The sequence below is a fragment of the Nocardia sp. NPDC051570 genome (assembly GCF_044454005.1).
Classification (GTDB): domain Bacteria; phylum Actinomycetota; class Actinomycetes; order Mycobacteriales; family Mycobacteriaceae; genus Nocardia.
In genome coordinates this window covers 67,856-84,761 of sequence record NZ_JBITDI010000009.1, presented here as the reverse complement: position 1 = coordinate 84,761, position 16,906 = coordinate 67,856, and the positions used below count along the sequence as shown (strand labels likewise).

At 68.9% G+C, this 16,906-nt stretch carries 16 protein-coding genes; 12 read left to right on the top strand and 4 right to left on the bottom strand.

Features of this window, described 5'->3' with window-relative positions:
• Positions 1-122 precede the first annotated feature (122 nt).
• The 5 genes from kstR to ACIA76_RS23210 all read left to right on the top strand — a co-directional run bounded on the left by kstR (position 123) and on the right by ACIA76_RS23210 (position 6,529).
• Positions 123-785 carry a cholesterol catabolism transcriptional regulator KstR gene (gene kstR, locus ACIA76_RS23230; RefSeq protein ID WP_397153970.1) on the top strand — a complete coding sequence of 221 codons (663 nt, stop codon included), beginning with the start codon at positions 123-125 and terminating at the stop codon, positions 783-785.
• A gap of 183 nt (positions 786-968) precedes the next feature.
• The gene (gene otsB / locus ACIA76_RS23225) at positions 969-3,542 is read left to right on the top strand and encodes a trehalose-phosphatase (protein ID WP_397153967.1); all 2,574 of its coding nucleotides are present in this window, start codon (positions 969-971) and stop codon (positions 3,540-3,542) included.
• A 385-nt stretch (positions 3,543-3,927) separates the two neighbouring features.
• The gene (locus tag ACIA76_RS23220; protein WP_397154504.1) at positions 3,928-4,779 is read left to right on the top strand and encodes a metal ABC transporter solute-binding protein, Zn/Mn family; all 852 of its coding nucleotides are present in this window, start codon (positions 3,928-3,930) and stop codon (positions 4,777-4,779) included.
• A 14-nt stretch (positions 4,780-4,793) separates the two neighbouring features.
• On the top strand, positions 4,794-5,654 hold the full coding sequence (locus tag ACIA76_RS23215) for a metal ABC transporter ATP-binding protein (protein ID WP_397153965.1): 861 nt from the start codon (positions 4,794-4,796) through the stop codon (positions 5,652-5,654).
• Positions 5,651-6,529, top strand: coding sequence for a metal ABC transporter permease (locus ACIA76_RS23210; RefSeq protein ID WP_397153963.1), 879 nt, complete (start codon positions 5,651-5,653; stop codon positions 6,527-6,529). The genes ACIA76_RS23215 and ACIA76_RS23210 overlap by 4 nt, the downstream gene beginning before the upstream one ends.
• Before the next feature lie 202 nt (positions 6,530-6,731).
• Here ACIA76_RS23210 and ACIA76_RS23205 read toward each other — a convergent pair whose 3' ends face one another.
• A complete protein-coding gene (locus tag ACIA76_RS23205) occupies positions 6,732-7,649 on the bottom strand; it encodes an A/G-specific adenine glycosylase (protein ID WP_397153962.1) in 918 nt (305 codons plus the stop codon).
• A 95-nt stretch (positions 7,650-7,744) separates the two neighbouring features.
• Between ACIA76_RS23205 and ACIA76_RS23200 the strand changes: the two genes are divergently transcribed.
• Both ACIA76_RS23200 and ACIA76_RS23195 read left to right on the top strand, forming a co-directional pair.
• A complete protein-coding gene (locus ACIA76_RS23200) occupies positions 7,745-8,368 on the top strand; it encodes a carbonic anhydrase (RefSeq protein ID WP_397153960.1) in 624 nt (207 codons plus the stop codon).
• A 62-nt stretch (positions 8,369-8,430) separates the two neighbouring features.
• On the top strand, positions 8,431-9,099 hold the full coding sequence (locus ACIA76_RS23195) for a hypothetical protein (protein WP_397153958.1): 669 nt from the start codon (positions 8,431-8,433) through the stop codon (positions 9,097-9,099).
• A 19-nt stretch (positions 9,100-9,118) separates the two neighbouring features.
• Here the strand turns inward: ACIA76_RS23195 and disA are convergent, their stop codons facing one another.
• The 3 genes from disA to ACIA76_RS23180 all read right to left on the bottom strand — a co-directional run bounded on the left by disA (position 9,119) and on the right by ACIA76_RS23180 (position 12,436).
• On the bottom strand, positions 9,119-10,258 hold the full coding sequence (disA, locus tag ACIA76_RS23190; protein ID WP_397153956.1) for a DNA integrity scanning diadenylate cyclase DisA: 1,140 nt from the start codon (positions 10,256-10,258) through the stop codon (positions 9,119-9,121).
• The gene (gene radA / locus ACIA76_RS23185; RefSeq protein WP_397153954.1) at positions 10,255-11,649 is read right to left on the bottom strand and encodes a DNA repair protein RadA; all 1,395 of its coding nucleotides are present in this window, start codon (positions 11,647-11,649) and stop codon (positions 10,255-10,257) included. The genes disA and radA overlap by 4 nt, the downstream gene beginning before the upstream one ends.
• Before the next feature lie 76 nt (positions 11,650-11,725).
• Positions 11,726-12,436, bottom strand: coding sequence for a hypothetical protein (locus ACIA76_RS23180; protein WP_397153952.1), 711 nt, complete (start codon positions 12,434-12,436; stop codon positions 11,726-11,728).
• A 303-nt stretch (positions 12,437-12,739) separates the two neighbouring features.
• Between ACIA76_RS23180 and carD the strand changes: the two genes are divergently transcribed.
• Genes carD through rlmB form a run of 5 tightly spaced genes read left to right on the top strand, consistent with a single transcriptional unit; the run spans position 12,740 to position 16,849 of the window.
• The gene (carD, locus tag ACIA76_RS23175) at positions 12,740-13,228 is read left to right on the top strand and encodes an RNA polymerase-binding transcription factor CarD (RefSeq protein ID WP_019931623.1); all 489 of its coding nucleotides are present in this window, start codon (positions 12,740-12,742) and stop codon (positions 13,226-13,228) included.
• A gap of 2 nt (positions 13,229-13,230) precedes the next feature.
• Positions 13,231-13,947, top strand: coding sequence for a 2-C-methyl-D-erythritol 4-phosphate cytidylyltransferase (gene ispD, locus ACIA76_RS23170; RefSeq protein WP_397153950.1), 717 nt, complete (start codon positions 13,231-13,233; stop codon positions 13,945-13,947).
• Complete coding sequence (gene ispF / locus ACIA76_RS23165; RefSeq protein ID WP_397153948.1) at positions 13,944-14,435, top strand: 2-C-methyl-D-erythritol 2,4-cyclodiphosphate synthase; 492 nt, start codon at positions 13,944-13,946, stop codon at positions 14,433-14,435. The genes ispD and ispF overlap by 4 nt, the downstream gene beginning before the upstream one ends.
• 45 nt (positions 14,436-14,480) lie before the next feature.
• Positions 14,481-15,875 carry a cysteine--tRNA ligase gene (cysS, locus tag ACIA76_RS23160; protein ID WP_397153946.1) on the top strand — a complete coding sequence of 465 codons (1,395 nt, stop codon included), beginning with the start codon at positions 14,481-14,483 and terminating at the stop codon, positions 15,873-15,875.
• Entirely contained in the window at positions 15,875-16,849 is a 975-nt protein-coding gene (rlmB, locus tag ACIA76_RS23155) for a 23S rRNA (guanosine(2251)-2'-O)-methyltransferase RlmB (RefSeq protein ID WP_397153944.1), read from the top strand. The genes cysS and rlmB overlap by 1 nt, the downstream gene beginning before the upstream one ends.
• Positions 16,850-16,906 lie beyond the last annotated feature (57 nt).

Below are 16,906 nucleotides of genomic sequence, written 5' to 3'. Positions count from 1 at the left end.
CGTGACTCCCACACCTAGAACATGTTCTAATATTCAAGCCGGGCGGAAGTCAAGAGACGATCCCGCTGCGGGCAGCGACGCATCAGCCGCGAGGAAACACGTGCAGGAAAGGACTTTCACCGATGGCCAGTCCCTCCCGAGAGCAGGCAGCCGACTCGGGTGCGCCGAACGGCAACCGCGCCCGGGCCACCCCGGTCAGCACGCTCAGCGAGGACGAGCTGAGCTCGGCGGCGCAGCGGGAGCGGCGCAAGCGGATCCTCGACGCCACCCTCGCGCTGGCCTCCAAGGGCGGCTACGACGCGGTGCAGATGCGCGCGGTCGCCGAGCGCGCCGATGTCGCCGTGGGCACGCTGTACCGGTACTTCCCGTCCAAGGTGCATCTGCTGGTGTCGGCGCTGGCGCGGGAGTTCGAACAGTTCGAGAGCAAGCGCAAACCGGTGGCCGGGCAAACTCCTCGCGAACGTATGCATCTGTTGCTCACCCAGGTGACCCGGGCCATGCAGCGCGATCCGCTGCTGACCGAGGCCATGACGCGGGCGTTCATGTTCGCCGATGCCTCGGCCGCCGCCGAGGTCGACCAGGTGGGCCGGGTGATGGACCGGTTCTTCGCCCGCGCCATCGAGGACGGCGGCGACCCGACCGATCGCGATCTCGCCATCGCGCGGGTCATCAGCGATGTGTGGCTGTCGAATCTGGTGGCGTGGCTGACCAGGCGCGCATCGGCGACCGACGTCACCGAGCGGCTCGAACTGACCGTCGACCTGCTGCTGGGCGATAAGGCATAAGAAGTTTGCGCACCGTTCCGCGTGGCAAGCCAGCTAACGTACGCCAGGGGACCGCACAATCGGGGATGCGCACGGCGAGGCGTCTGTAAACGTCTCGTATCACTGCCCGAACATGCGAGCAAACCTGACCCAGTAGAGTTTCTCGCGCCCTGACATTTCTCCTCCGATCACTAGGTTGGATGCGTGAGCGCACAGGATTTGCCACAGGAACTTCGCCGTGCCTTGTCGGCCGTTGCCCGCATGCCGCGGCTACTGGTCGCTTCGGACTACGACGGGACGATCGCGCCCATTGTGTCCGACCCCGCGAAGGCCTATCCCCATAGGGAATCGGTGAGCGCGCTGCGCGCCCTCGCCGGCCTCACCGCCACCACGGCGGCCGTCATCTCCGGACGGGCGTTGCGGGATCTCGCGGCGCTGTCCCGGCTACCCGTCGAGGTACAGCTGATCGGAAGCCATGGTTCGGAATTCGACGTCGGTTTCGTGCACGCCATCGACAACGACGCCAAACAGCTACTGCAAGAAGTACAGAACGCCCTGAGCCACATCGCCGAGGACAACCCGGGCGCTGCCGTGGAGATCAAGCCGGCCAGTATCGCGCTGCACGTGCGCAACGCCTCCCCCGAGGTCGGTCGCCGCGCGCTGCAGCAGGCCAGGCAGGGACCGGCCAGCTGGGTCGGGGTGGAGGTCACCGAGGGCAAGGCGGTCATCGAACTGGCGGTCATCCAGACCGATAAGGGTGACGCGCTGGACATCATCCGCCATCAGGAGGGCGCCTCCGCGGCGGTCTTCTTCGGCGACGATGTGACCGACGAGAAGGCGTTCTCGCGGCTGGCCGGCCCCGACGTGGGCATCAAGGTGGGCGAGGGCGACAGCCTCGCCAGGTACCGCGTGGCCAGCACCGAGGAGGTGGCCAAGGCCCTGGCGTTCCTGCTCGAAGAGCGGCGCACCTGGTTGGCCGGTGCCTCCGCCCCCCGAATCGAGCGGCTGACGATGTTGGCCGCTCCCCGATCCAAAGCCCTTGTCACACCGGACGGCACGGTCACCTGGTTCTGCCATCCCGAACCGGATTCGGCGGCGGTGTTCGCCCATTTGCTGGGCGGGCCGCAGGCCGGGCATTTCACCATCTCGCCCGAACGGCCCGGGCTGCCGCTGTCGCAGCGCTATGTGGACGGCACCATGACCGTCGAAACTCGTTGGTCCAGTTTGCAAGTGGTCGACTATCTGCCGCACGATGTGGCGCCCGAGCGCACCGATCTGACCCGGGTCATCACCGGTGACGCGCGCGCGGTGGTGATCTTCGCGCCGCGGCCGGAATTCGGTCAGGTTCCGGTGACCATCCGTCGCGAGGCCGCGGGCCTGCGGGTGCACGGCACCAACGATCCGATCGTGCTGCGCTCGCCGGGCGTGCACTGGGAGATCACCGAGGAAGGCATCCACCAGACCGCCCGCGCGGTGATCGATCCTTCACTCGGACCGGTCGTGCTCGAAATGCGCTGCGGTACCTCGGATCTGGCCCCGGCCATGGCCGGAGAGGCCGACCGCCGCCGCGAGTCCGAACGATACTGGCGGGACTGGGCCGAAACGCTGGAACTGCCGCCGCTCAAGCCTGATCTGATGAAGCGCTCCGCGCTCACGCTGCGCGGGCTCGTGCATCAGCCCTCGGGGTCGATCATGGCCGCGGCCACCACCTCGCTGCCCGAGGACATCGGCGGCGTGCGCAACTGGGATTACCGCTACTGCTGGTTGCGCGACGCCTCGCTCACCGCGCATGCGCTGGTGACCCTCGGCTCCCTCGGCGAGGCCGAGGATCTGCTGGCGTGGGTGCATCGGGTGCTGGAGACCCTCGCCGGGCCGGAGCGGTTGCATCCGCTCTACACCCTCTACGGCGAGACGCTGCCGCCCGAGGCGGTCATCGATTCGCTGCCCGGCTATGCCGGTTCGCGGCCCGTGCGGGTCGGTAACGCGGCGAATATGCAGGTGCAGCTGGATGTGTTCGGTCCGATCGTGGATCTCATCGCCGTGCTGGCCGACGCGCGGGAGCGCAAGGGCATCACCGATCCGGCCAAGGCCCTGCCCGATCAGGACTGGGAATTGGTGCACGCCATGGTCTCCGCGGTGCAGCGGCGCTGGCGCGAGCCCGACCACGGTATCTGGGAGATCCGTGGCAATCCGCGCCATCATGTGTATTCGAAGGTGATGGGCTGGCTGACCGTCGATCGCGCGGTGAAGCTGGCGCAGAAGTTCGACCGTCGCGTGGATCCGGCCTGGACGCCGCTGCGCGACACGATCGCCGAGGAGGTCAAGGCCAAGGGCTGGAACGACGAGGTGCAGTCCTATACCGCTGCCTACGACGGGACGGATCTGGACGCGGCGACCCTGCACATCGGGTTGAGCGGCTTGATCGATCCGTCGGATCACCGGTTCGCCGCGACCGTCGTGGCCACCGAGGCCGAGCTGCGCAGCGGCTCGACCGTGTACCGGTATCACCACGACGACGGATTGCCCGGCGGCGAGGGCGGATTCCACCTCTGCGCGGCGTGGCTGGTCGAGGCGTACCTGCTGATCGGCAAGCGCTCCGATGCGGAGGCACTGTTCGCCCAGCTGGTCGACGTGGCCGGGCCGACCGGCCTGCTGAGCGAGGAGTACGACCCGGTGGCCGAGCGCTCCCTGGGGAACCATCCCCAGGCCTACAGCCACCTCGGCCTGTTGCGCTGCGCGCAACTGCTGAGCCAGCCGGTTCCCGCGCTGGTGCAGTAGTAACCAACGCCCCGGCCTCGCGCCAGCGGGGCGGCCGGACACACTGTCTCCGGCCTCCCGCTGGCCAGGCTGCCGGACACTCTGTCCCCGGCAGGCTTACGCCCTGTCCCCAGCCTCGGCAGGCTTACACCCTGTCCCCCGCCTCGGCTGGCTTACACCCTGTCCCCCACCTCGGCAGCCTGACACTCTGTCCCCGCCCTCCCGGCACGCTTTTCGCCGGGAGGGCGGGGCCGTGTCCAGGGCCACAGGGCAAATCGGGCGGATCGATGTCAGCGGATATGGACACGTGCGCTACATTTAAATGGAAATCGTTTCCGTTAAGTGTGCTGTGCAGGAGTACCCCCGCGTGACCAGAAGTCTTGTCGTTCGAATAGCCGCTGTTGCGATGGGGGTCGCGGCCGCGGCGACACTGTCGGCCTGCGGGAGTTCCACCAGCGATTCGGGTAAGCGCACCGTCGTCGCCTCCACCAGCGCGTGGGGCAGCGTCGCCGCCGCCGTCGCCGGGCCGGATATGACGGTCGAATCCATCATCAGCAAGCCGACTGATGATCCGCACGAGTATCAGACCAGCCCCTCGGACGCGGTGAAGATCCGCGACGCGGCCCTGGTGATCGTCAACGGCGGCCACTACGACGAATTCGCCGAGAAGGCCGCGCAGGGCCGCGGCAAGCCGACCGTCAACGCCTTCGATCTGCGGGTCGGTGCGGCGAAATCCGATGACAACGAGCACATCTGGTACGACGTGAACACCGTCGACGCCGTCGCCGCCAAGATCGCCGACGAGCTGGGCTCGATCGATGCCGCGCACGCGCAGGCGTATACCGAGCGCGCCGACGCCTTTCGGGCGAAGCTGAAGGATATCAGCGCGATCACGGCCAAGATCGCCGCCGAACATCCGAAATCGCCTGTCCTGCAGACCGAACCGATCGCGCACTATCTGCTGCTCGCCGCCGATGCCGACGACCGCACCCCGCGCGCCTTCGAGGAGTCGATCGAACAGGGCACCGATCCCGCACCCGCCGATGTCGCGACCGTGCGTGATCTGCTGAGCGGCAAGAAGGTTCGCGCGCTGGTCTACAACAAGCAGACCGAGGACAAGACCACCCAGGAGCTGGCCACCGTCGCGAAATCCGCCGGCGTTCCGGTGGTCGAGGTGACCGAAACCCTGCCCGCGGACACCGATTACCTGCAGTGGCAGATCGGAAACGCCCAGGCCCTGGCCAAGGCACTGGGCTGACGAGGGGAGCAGCGATGTCCGGGAACCTCGACACCAGCGAACGTATCGTCCTCACCACGCCCGACTGCCCATTCGATCCGGTCTGTGCGCCCTCGACCGAGACGCCCGCAGTCCGGCTGCGCGACGCACGGCTGAGCTTCGGCGCGCGAACCCTGTGGGAGGGACTGGATCTGGCGATCGCGCCCGGCGAATTCGTCGCCGTGCTCGGGCCGAACGGATCCGGTAAGACCTCGCTGATGCGCATGCTGCTGGGGCAGATCGCGCCCAGCGCGGGCAGCGTGGAGATCGCGGGTTCGCCCGCACGCCTGGGCAATCCGCATATCGGCTATGTGCCGCAGCAGAAGACGATCGACGCCGGGGTGCAGTTGCGCGGGGTGGATCTGGTCGGCCTCGGCGTGGACGGGCATCGCTGGGGGCCGGGCTGGCGCGGGCGAAAGGAGCGGCGGCGCAAGGTATCCGACGCCATCGAACAGGTCGGTGCGCAGCGGTACGCGCACGCACCGCTGGACGCGCTGTCCGGCGGCGAGCAGCAGCGGCTACGGGTGGCCCAGGCGCTTGTCGGCGATCCGCGCGTATTGCTGTGCGACGAGCCGCTGTTGAGCCTGGATCTGGCGAATCAGCGACTGGTGTCCGAACTCATCGACGCCCGCCGCCGCGGCCACGGCACCGCGGTGCTTTTCGTGACGCATGAGATCAATCCCGTACTGCCGCTGGTGGATCGGGTGCTGTACCTGGTCGACGGGAAGTTCCGGATCGGCACACCGGACGAGGTGATGACCTCGGAGGTGCTCTCGGAGCTGTATCGCACGCAGATCGATGTGCTGCGGGTGCGCGGGCGACTGGTGGTCGTGGGCGCGGGCGAGGAGGCGCTGTGACCGACAAGCTGTCCGGCGTCTTCACCAAGCTGCTCGACTTCCACGTCACCGCGGATCTGCTGTCCTACGACTTCGTACAGCAGGCGGTGCTGGCGGCGGCGCTGCTGGGCCTGCTGGCCGGGGCGATCGGGCCGCTGATCGTGAGCAGGCAGATGTCGTTCGCGGTGCACGGCACCAGCGAGCTGTCGCTGACCGGCGCGGCGGCCGCGCTGCTGGCCGGGATCGGGGTCGGGGTCGGCGCCATCGCCGGTTCGGTGGTGGCGGCCGTGCTGTTCGGGGTGCTGGGCACGCGTGCGCGGCAACGGGATTCGTCGATCGCGGTGGTGCTGTCGTTCGGGCTCGGGCTATCGGTACTGTTCCTGTGGCTGGGGCCGACACGCGCGGGATCGAAGTTCTCGCTGCTGACCGGTCAGGTGGTCAGCGTCGGCGGTAACGGGCTGACGCTGCTGAGCGTGTGCACGGTCGGCGTGCTGTTCGTGCTGGCCCTGATCTACCGCCCGCTGCTGTTCGCGAGCACCGATCCGGAGGTGGCCGTGGCGCGCGGCGTTCCGGTGCGCGCTCTCTCGGTGGTGTTCGCGGTCCTGCTGGGGATCACCGCCGCCTTCGGCGTCCAGATCGTCGGCGCCCTGCTGGTCCTGTCCCTGCTGATCACTCCCGCCGCGGCCGCCGCACAACTCACCGCGAACCCGGTACGAGCGACGGTCCTCGCCATCGTCTTCGCCGAGATCTCGGCGGTAGGCGGCATCGTGCTCTCCCTGGCCCCCGGCGTCCCGGTCTCCACCTTCGTCACGGCCCTGTCCTTCGCCATCTACCTGACCTGCCGCCTGATAGGCACCCGAACCCGAACCCGCCGCCCCACCCCCGTCCCCGCCTGAACCCCGCACCCTTTCCCGCCCTTCGCACCCCTTATGAACGCCCACAAGGGGTGCGAAACGTCAGAAAGGGTGCGGCCGCACAAGGCGACCACCCGAGGACCCGCCGCGCACCAAACCTTCGCACCCCTTCCAGCGCTTCGCACCCGCTGCAGGCGCCCGCAAGGGGTGCGAAGCACTGGAAGGGGTGCGGGGGGTGGGGTGGCTAGTGGCCGCCCTCGCCTGCTAGGGCGAATAGGCCGTCGGGGGTTTGTTCTATGAGGCCGTCGGTGAGTAGGGAGTCCAGGGCGCGGGCGCGTTGGCCGGGGTCGCGGGTCCAGGCGAGGTCCAGGGCGAAGCGTTCGACGGGGCCGGGGGCGGCGCGTAGGACGTCGAGCAGGCGGCCGCGGGCCTGGCGGTCGGTGCCGTCGTACTTCTGGGTGCGGCGGACCAGATCCGAGGCGGGGCGGCCCGCGCTGATCCAGGCGCAGCGCGGCAGCGGGCAGTTCGCGCACGATGGAGTGCGGGCCGTGCAGATCAGTGCGCCCAGTTCCATGAGGGCCGCGGAGAATCGCGCGGCGCGGCCGATGTTCTCCGGCAGCAGCGCCTCGGTCTCGAGCAGGTCGCGGGCGGCGGGATTACCGGCGTCCGCGCGGCCGTGTACGGCGCGGGCGACCACTCGGCGAACATTGGTGTCCACCACCGGAACTCGCTGACCGTAGGCGAAACACGCCACCGCGCGGGCGGTGTACGCGCCGATGCCGGGCAGCCCGAGCAGCACCTCGACATCGGCGGGGACCTCGTCGCCGTGCTCGGCGGCCAGCACCTGCGCGCATTCGTGCAATCGCAGCGCCCGGCGCGGATAGCCGAGCTTGCCCCAGGCCCGCAGCACGTCGCCCTGCGAGGCCTCGGCCATGGCCGAGGGCACGGGCCAGCGCGCCACCCACTCCCGCCAGATCGGCTCGACCCGGACCACCGGGGTCTGCTGCAGCATGATCTCGCTCATCAGGATCTGCCAGGCGCTCACCCCGGGCCGACGCCACGGCAGGTCACGGGCGGTCTCGGCGTACCAATCGATCAGCGCATCGGAGTCGATGCTCACGCGTTGTTCGTCCTCTCGTATTTGCCCTCGCGATGCCCGCATCGTCCGTAAACTCTGCACGCCCCGGTACGGATGATTTGCCCGGTCGTAACTCGACGGACTCGCCAGTAACCCGGCCCGTATGGAAAATGGGACACATGCCTCATACCAACCCGATCAGTGCCTGGAAGGCCCTCCGCGAGGGCAATGAGCGCTTCGTCAGTGGCACGCTGCAGCATCCTAGTCAGGGCGCCGCGGACCGGGCGAAGCTCGTGAGCGGACAGCAGCCGTCGGCAATCCTGTTCGGGTGCGGCGACTCCCGCGTGGCCGCCGAAATCATCTTCGACCAGGGCCTCGGCGATATGTTCGTGGTCCGCACCGCCGGCCATGTCGTCGACTCCTCCGTGCTCGGATCGATCGAATACGGCGTGGAGATCCTGCACGTGCCGCTGATCATCGTGCTCGGCCACGACAGCTGTGGTGCGGTGCGCGCCACCATCGACGCGCTCGACGGCGGCGACGTTCCCGGCGGCTTCATCCGCAGCGTGGTCGAACGGGTCACCCCCTCCATTCTGATCGGCCGACGCGAGGGCCTCACCGAGGTCGACGAGCTCGAGGCCCGGCATGTGGTGGAGACCGCGCGGCTGCTCATGCAGCGCTCGATGATCATCTCCCAGCGGGTGGCCACCGGCGAATGCGCGATCGCCTGCGTCACATACAAACTCGAGGACGGCAAGGTGCAATTGCATCGCGCGGTCGGCAACATCGGCGAGGTGGCCTGAGGGTTCGACACGCCGTGCCCCTGAGCCGGACCGGGCTCGATCGGGCGCTTACCGTTGTTGCCGTGCTGGAACCGACTGGACCACTACCGCCCGAGATCTACTGGCGCCGTCGCCTGCTCGCCATCGCAGCGCTGGTGATCGCGCTCGCGCTGCTGATCTGGCTGGCGGTATTCCTGACGCACAAGAGCGGTAAGGACGACGGTAAGGCCGCCGCCGCGACCTCGAGTTCGGCGGTCGCCAAGCCCGCGGCGACGTCGGGCGCGGCCGCGGCGGGCACCTCCGAATCGGGAACCAGCACGCCCAGCGCCACGGCGAACGCGGCGGCCAGCGGTTCGCCCGCGCAATGCCCGGATCAGTCGCTGGCGGTGAAGGTCTCGGTGGGCCAGCCGAATTACAAATCGGGCGAGCAGCCGGTGTTCCATATCGTGGTCACCAACATCTCCACCGCGGCCTGCACCCGGGATATGGGTTCGGGGCTGCAGCAGGTGTGGGTGCAGTCGCTCGACGGGCAGCGCAGGCTGTGGGCGAGCACCGATTGCGATCAGGGCGGCCCGGCCGATCTGCGCGCCCTCGGCGGCGGACAGCAGGCGGAATTCACGCTGACCTGGTCGGGGACGACCTCACAGGCCAACTGCGCGGGCGAGCGGGTGCCGGTGCCGCCGGGTGGCTATGCCGTTGTGGCGCAATTCGGTTCGGTGCACAGCGCGCCGGAGCCGTTCAACATCGCCTGATCCCGGCCGGGAGCGGAGCTTATCGGCGGGTGAGTCCCTCGCGGATTCGCCGGGCGACATCCTCGTCGACACCGTCGACGGCGACGAGGTCCGCGAGATCGGCGTCAAGCAGGGCGGACAGCGATCCGAACGCCGCGATCAGCGCCTCCGCCCGCGGCCTCGGCACGCCCGGAATCTCCTCGAGCAGCCGGTAGCCGCGCGGGCCGGTGGCGGTGTCCAGCGCCTCGAGCGTGGCCGGAAAGCCCAGTGGCTGCGCCAGATTCGTCACCTCCAGCAGTTCCACCTCGAGCAGCTGATCCAGCGCGTCCAGCGCGCGATCGACCACTGGCTCCGCGACAGCGCCGGACGAGGGCGGCCGGACGTAATCGCGGACCACGAGCCGTCGCATGCCGTCGGCATTGCCGACCACCTCGGCCAGCTGCAGGGCCAGCTGGCGGCCGTCGACGCCGAGTTCGCCGACATCGGCCTCGATCTCGCGGGCCACCCGCCGCACCAGCTCCAGGCAGTGCATCACGGTCAGCACATCGCGCACGGTGACCACATCGCCCAGCTCCACCGTCGACAGCTGCCTGGTCATCTCGTCCAGCCGCGTGCGATAGCGCTCCAGCGTCGCCATGGCCTGATTGGCCCGCGCCAGAATGGTTTCCGAGGGCTGGATCAGATGCCGGGAGCCGTGCGCGTAGACGGTCACGATTCCGGTGGACCGGCTCACCGACACCACGGGGCATCCGATCTGCGCGGCGGTCCGCTCGGCGGCCTTGTGCCGGGTACCCGATTCGGTGGTCGGCAGCAGCGGATCGGGCACCAGATGGACGTTGGCGCGCCGGATGCGCCCGCCGTCGGTCGACAACACCACGGCGCCATCCATTTTCGACAGCTCCCGCAGCCGGGTCGGGGAGAATTCGACATCCAGATCGAATCCGCCGTCGCAGATCTGCTCGACGGCCTCGTCGTAACCCAGGACGATCAGCGCCCCGGTGCGCGCCCGCAGTATGCGATCGATGCCGTCGCGCAGATCCGTACCGGGCACGAGACGGGTGACCACGTCACGGGCGGGGGAATTCGTGCCGATCTCGCGGCGGGACGCGGGTGCGGCCGCGGGTAGCGGGCCGGCCGCGGGTTTGCCGAGCAGGTTGGTGACCCAACGCCCTGGGTTCATTCGACGGCCTCCAGACGTGCGCGTCCTCGCTTCGACAAACCGGTCAGCGCCAGCGCCGCACGAACATCGGTCACCTCGTGCACCTTGATACCGAGTCCGGAACGGTCCACCCCCGGCGGCACCAGCGCTTCGGTGAAACCTAGCCGCTCGGCCTCGGCGAGGCGACGACCGGCCCCGGCGACACGGCGCACCTCACCGGCCAGCCCGACCTCGCCGAGGATGACCGTCCCCGCCCGCAGCGCACGCCCGCGCTCGGCGCTCGCGATGGCAAGGGCCACGGCCAGATCCGCGGACGGCTCGGTGAGCCGCATCCCGCCGACGGTCGCCGCATACACCTCGTACTTGCCCAGGTACAGCCCACAGCGGCTCTGCAGCACCGCGAGCACCATCGACACCCGGTTGTGGTCCAGCCCGCTCACGGCCCGCCGCGGCATGGCCGCCTGGGTCTCCACCGTCAGGCCCTGCACCTCGCCGACCAGCGGGCGCTTACCGTCCATGGCGACCGTGACGGCCGTGCCCGGGACGGTATCGGTCCGGTGATGCAGGAACAGTCCGGACGGATCCTCGACACAGGCGATCCCGTTGTCGCGCATCTCGAAACAGCCCACCTCGTCGGCGCTTCCGAAGCGATTCTTGATGCCGCGCACCATGCGCAGCGTGGAGTGTTTATCGCCCTCGAACTGCAGCACCACATCCACCAGATGTTCCAGCGTGCGCGGCCCGGCCAGAGTGCCGTCCTTGGTGACATGCCCGACCAGCAGCACCGCGATACCGCTCGCCTTGGCCAGCGAGGTCAGCGCGGCGGCCACCGCGCGCACCTGGGTGACGCCGCCGATCACGCCGTCGACATCGGCGGCCAGCATGGTCTGCACCGAGTCCACGACCAGCAGCGTCGGATGCACCTGCTCGACATGGCCGAGGATGGTGGCCAGATCGGATTCGGCTGCGAGATAGACCCGTTCGTGTACCGCGTCGGTGCGATCCGCGCGCAGCCGGACCTGTCCGGCCGACTCCTCGGCGGTGACGTAGAGCGCCCGCTCGTCGCGCTGGCGCGCCCAGCGATGCGCGACCTCGAGCAGCAGCGTCGACTTGCCCACCCCGGGCTCGCCGGACAGCAACACCACCGAACCGGGCACGATGCCGCCGCCCAGCACCCGATCGAGTTCGCTCACACCGGTGGACCGGGCACGGGTCACCTGTGAGTCGATCGTCGAGATCGGCGCGGCCGCGGTGGACGGCAGCAGGGCTCGCCGCTGCGGCGCCGCCGCCGTCGCCGCGGGCGCCACCTCGTCGACCGAACCCCATTCACCGCAGCTCGGGCATCGGCCCACCCACTTGGCGACCTCATGCGCGCACGCGGAGCAGCGATACTGCGATTTCACCTTGGCCACGTGCGCAGCCTAGAGATCGGGTCCGACACGATCGGGCAACGGCGCGAGCCGATCTCGGCGCGCGCCGCGGGACGCATCAGTGGCCGGAATGCTCGGCGGCCTTCTCGCCGTCCTTACGGGCCAGATCCGGACCCGCGTCGACCGGCACGTTGACCGCGACCGTGCCCGCGTCCTTGAAGTTGAAGGTCACCTGATAGGTCAGGCCCGGGGTGATGTCCTTGCTGAGGCCGGTGATCTCGACCAGCAGCGGATGCGCGGCGGGATCGGCCGATTCGGCACCCTCGGCGGGCTTCGCCGTCGCGGTGGACGAGGCGGCGGTCGACGGGGCGGGTGCGCTGGTCGGCGCGGCGGAGCTCGTGGCCGCGGCCGAGCTGGTCGTCGCGGCGGCATGGGCGCCCGGCTGCGGGGCGGCGGCCACGACCGTCCGGCCCGGCGGCAGCTGCGGGTTGGCCGGGGTGATCTTCACCGTGCCCAGATCGCTGGTGATGCTGGTGAGCTCGTCGGACTCGGCCGCGCCGCCGTTGATCGCGCTGAACGCGAGCACGGCCTTACCGCCCTTGGCGTTGTTGTACTCCTCCGACGGCGGCAGCAGCAGGCGCACATTGCGCAGCGCCACCTTGCCGACGTTGGCGCTGTTGCCGTTCACGGCCGCGACCTGGTGGGCGGTCTGCGAGATCTGACCGGCACCGCACCCCGACAGCGCGAGCACCGCGCCCGCGGCGAGCGCGGCGACGGTCACGACGTGGCGGCGCGCCTTCGACGCTGTGGTGGCTTTCAGGGCAGTCACGGGCTTGTCCTCCATGTCGACCGGCTCACTCCACGATGGAGAGTAGTAGTAGGGAGCGTAGTAGTCGCCCCATGGGCCCCCGTGTCGGGTAGGGGGACTTGTACGGTCAACCCCGGACGCGCAGTACCATTCGGTACGCGGAAAGCGGGCTCGCTCGTAACTCCTTCTGGCACAACGGGATGCACACCATAGGCGTTCTGTCAACCCCCGCCGCCGCCCTGTTGTGGCCCTGACCTGCGTCGTTGATCGCGCCGTTACCGAGTCGCATGTTAAACTGTGAACATCGAAAGGGGCACGGGACACATGATTTTTAAGGTCGGAGACACCGTCGTTTACCCCCACCACGGAGCGGCGCTGATCGAAGCAATCGAGACTCGCACCATCAAGGGCGTGCAGAAAGAATATCTTGTCCTGAAGGTCGCCCAAGGTGACCTCACCGTTCGGGTTCCCGCCGAGAATGCGGAGTACGTCGGCGTCCGCGACGTCGTCGGCCAGGAAGGTCTCGATCGTGTCTTCCAGGTGCTACGCGCGCCGCATACGGAGGAACCGACGAACTGGTCTCGCCGCTACAAGGCCAACCTGGAGAAGCTCGCCTCCGGCGATGTGAACAAGGTGGCCGAGGTCGTGCGTGACCTGTGGCGCCGAGAGCAGGACCGCGGCCTGTCCGCCGGCGAGAAGCGCATGTTGGCCAAGGCCCGCCAGATTCTCGTCGGTGAGCTCGCACTTGCCGAGGGAACCGACGACGTCAAGGCCGAGACCCTGCTCGACGAGGTTCTCGCTGCGGCTTCCTGACCGTGAACCATCCGCACGACGAAAGTCGTGTCGTGGCGCTGGTACCTGCCGCCGGTCGAGGTGTGCGCCTGGGTGAGACATTGCCCAAGGCATTCGTCCCGATCGGCGGCAGCCCCATGCTCACGCTCGCCATCGACGGTTTGATCGCGTCCGGGGTCGTGGACCATATCGTGATCATGGTGCCCGCCGAGTTGATCGAGCGAGCCAGGGATCTGTCCACCCTCGCGGGTGGCCGGGTTCCGGTGAGCGTGGTCGCCGGTGGCGCCGAACGTATCGATTCCGTGCGCGCCGGACTCGCGGCCGCGCCGGAGGCCACCCATGTCCTCGTGCACGACGCGGCCCGCGCCCTCACGCCGCCGTCGCTGATCGCGGAGGTGGTGGCCGCATTGCGCGCCGGAGTGCGGGCGGTCGTACCCGGCCTGCCCGTCACCGACACGATCAAATCGGTCGACGCCGACGGCGTGGTGACCGGCACCCCGGATCGCGGCGGACTGCGCGCGATCCAGACCCCGCAGGGGTTCGAGGCACAGCTGCTGCGCGAGGCCTACGCGCTCGACGTTCCCGCCACCGACGATGCGGGACTGGTCGAGCGCCTCGGCGCGCATGTGCATGTGATCCCCGGCGACCCAATGGCTTTCAAGATCACCACCCCGCTCGATCTACACCTGGCCCATGCCCTGCTCGCCGATCGCCCTGTGCCGCAGGCGGTGTCGCGATGATCGACCCGGCCGCGCTACGCGTCGGCATCGGCAGCGACGTACACCCCATCGAACCCGGCCGTCCCTGCTGGATGGCCGGTCTGCTGTTCGAGGGCGATGACGGCTGTGCGGGCCATTCCGACGGCGATGTGGCCGCGCACGCGCTCTGCGACGCGCTGCTGTCGGCCGCCGGGCTCGGCGATCTCGGCGCGGTCTTCGGCACCGGACGGCCCGAATGGGCCGGCGTGTCGGGAGCGGCCATGCTGAAAGAGGTCCGCCGCCTGCTCGACGAGGCCGGCTTCACGATCGTGAATGCGGCCGTCCAGGTGATCGGGAATCGCCCCAAGATGGGGGCGCGCCGTGGCGAAGCCCAACAGCTCCTGGGAGAATTACTCGGTGCACCGGTTTCGGTTTCGGGCACGACCACCGACGGTCTGGGGCTGACCGGACGCGGTGAGGGGATCGCGGCGGTGGCGACAGCGATGTTGCACTGTTGTAGCCAGCAGTAAACCGCCCCGTACTCTGCAAATTCTCAACAGCTAGGATGGCTGGTCGTGACTCTGCGCCTGTTCGACACCGAGACGCGGACCCTGCGTGATTTCACGCCCCTGGTCCCCGGCCACGCATCGGTGTATCTGTGTGGCGCCACCGTGCAGGGCGAACCCCATATCGGACACGTGCGCAGCGGAGTCGCCTTCGACATCTTGCGTCGATGGCTGACCGCCAACGGGTTCGACGTGGCCTTCGTCCGCAACGTCACCGATATCGAGGACAAGATCCTGAACAAGGCCGCCGCGGCGGGCCGCCCGTGGTGGGAATGGGCCGCCACGTATGAGCGCGCCTTCGGACGCGCCTACGAGGCGCTGGGCGTGCTGCCGCCTTCGGTCGAGCCGCGCGCCACCGGGCATATCACTCAGATGGTCGAGCTCATGCAACGGCTGATCGAGCGCGGCCATGCCTACGCCTCGTGCGGCAACGTCTACTTCGATATCCGCAGCTATCCGGATTACGGCCAGCTGTCCGGTCACCGGCTCGACGACGTGCATCAGGGCGAGAGCGCCGGCGCGGGGAAGAAGGATCCGCGCGATTTCACGCTGTGGAAGGCCGCCAAGCCCGGCGAGCCGACCTGGCCGTCGCCATGGGGTCCGGGCCGCCCGGGCTGGCATCTGGAATGCTCGGCGATGGCCGAGTTCTATCTCGGCCCCGAATTCGATATCCATTGCGGCGGAATGGATTTGGTTTTCCCGCACCATGAGAACGAGATCGCCCAATCGCGCGCGGCCGGCGACGGTTTCGCCCGGTACTGGCTGCACAACGGCTGGGTGACCCTCGGCGGTGAGAAGATGTCGAAATCGCTCGGCAATGTGCTGTCGGTGCCGAATGTGCTGAAAAATGTTCGGGCCGTGGAACTTCGGTTCTATCTGGGCAGCGCGCACTACAGCTCGATGCTGGAGTATTCCGATCAGGCGTTGCGCGATGCGGCCCAGACCTATCAGCGCATCGAGGCATTCGTCCGGCGCGCGGCCGAACGCGCCGGTGAACCTCCGGTCGGCAAATGGACCGACGCATTCGCCGAAGCGCTCGACGATAATCTCGGAATTCCCAAGGCGCTGGCGGAGATTCACCGCGTGGTGCACGAGGGCAACAAGGCGCTGGAATCCGGCGCCGCCGACACCGCGCGCGAACTGGCGGGGCAGGTACGCGCGATGCTCGGCATTCTCGGTGTGGATCCGCTGGATCCGCACTGGGCCGCGCCCGGGGATTCCTCGGCGGCCCTCGACGCCATCGACGTGCTGGTGCGCGCCGAACTGGAACGGCGTCAGCTGGCACGCGGCAACAAGGACTGGAAGACCGCCGATGCGGTCCGAGATCGGCTGATCGCGGCCGGTGTCGAGGTCACCGACACACCGGAAGGCCCCGAGTGGAGCCTGAGCGGAAAGGCGAACTGATGGCAGGTAATTCGCAACGGCGGGGCGCGATCCGCAAATCCGGCACCAAGAAGGGGCAGACCGTCGGTTCGGGCGGTCAGCGGCGACGGTCGCTGGAGGGTCGCGGCGCGACCCCGCCCGCGGAGGCGCGGGTGTACCACCCCGCCGCCAAACGAGCCGCGGCGGCGAAGAAGGCGGCGGCCAAGCAGGCCCAGGGCCGTCCGTCGGGGCGGCCGAGCACCCGCAAGGGTGACGACGGTCCCGAACTGGTCCTCGGCCGCAACCCGGTGGTGGAGTGTCTGCGCGCCGGGGTCCCCGCGACCGCGCTGTACGTCGCCAACGGCACCGAGAACGACGAGCGGCTCACCGAATCGGTCAAGATCGCCGCCGACACCGGCATCTCGATCCTGGAGGTGCCGCGCACCGACCTGGATCGGATGAGCTCCAACGGTTTACATCAGGGCCTGGCATTGCAGGTGCCGCCGTATCGCTACGCGCATCCGGACGATCTGCTCGCCTCCGCCCTCGCCTCCGACACTCCCCCGCTGCTGGTGGCGCTGGACAACATCTCCGACCCGCGCAATCTGGGTGCGGTGATCCGCTCGGTCGCGGCCTTCGGCGGTCACGGCGTGGTGATCCCGCAGCGACGCAGCGCCAGCGTGACAGCGGTGGCCTGGCGGACCAGCGCCGGCGCCGCGGCCCGGCTGCCCGTCGCGCGCGCCACCAATCTCACACGGACGCTGAAGGATTGGGCCAAGGCCGGCCTGCAGATCGTCGGCCTGGACGCGGGCGGCGATACCTCGCTCGACGATTTCGAGGCCACCACCCCCACGGTCGTGGTGGTCGGATCCGAGGGTAAGGGCCTGTCGCGACTGGTCCGCGAGACCTGCGACAGCATCCTGAGCATTCCGATGGCCGGCGAGGTCGAATCGCTCAACGCCTCGGTCGCCGCGGGTGTCTTGCTCGCCGATATCGCCCGCCAGCGCCGGGGCTGACCCGCAAAACCAAGCGCGTCAGCAAGCTTTCGCGGCGCGGGCCCCCATAGACTTGGC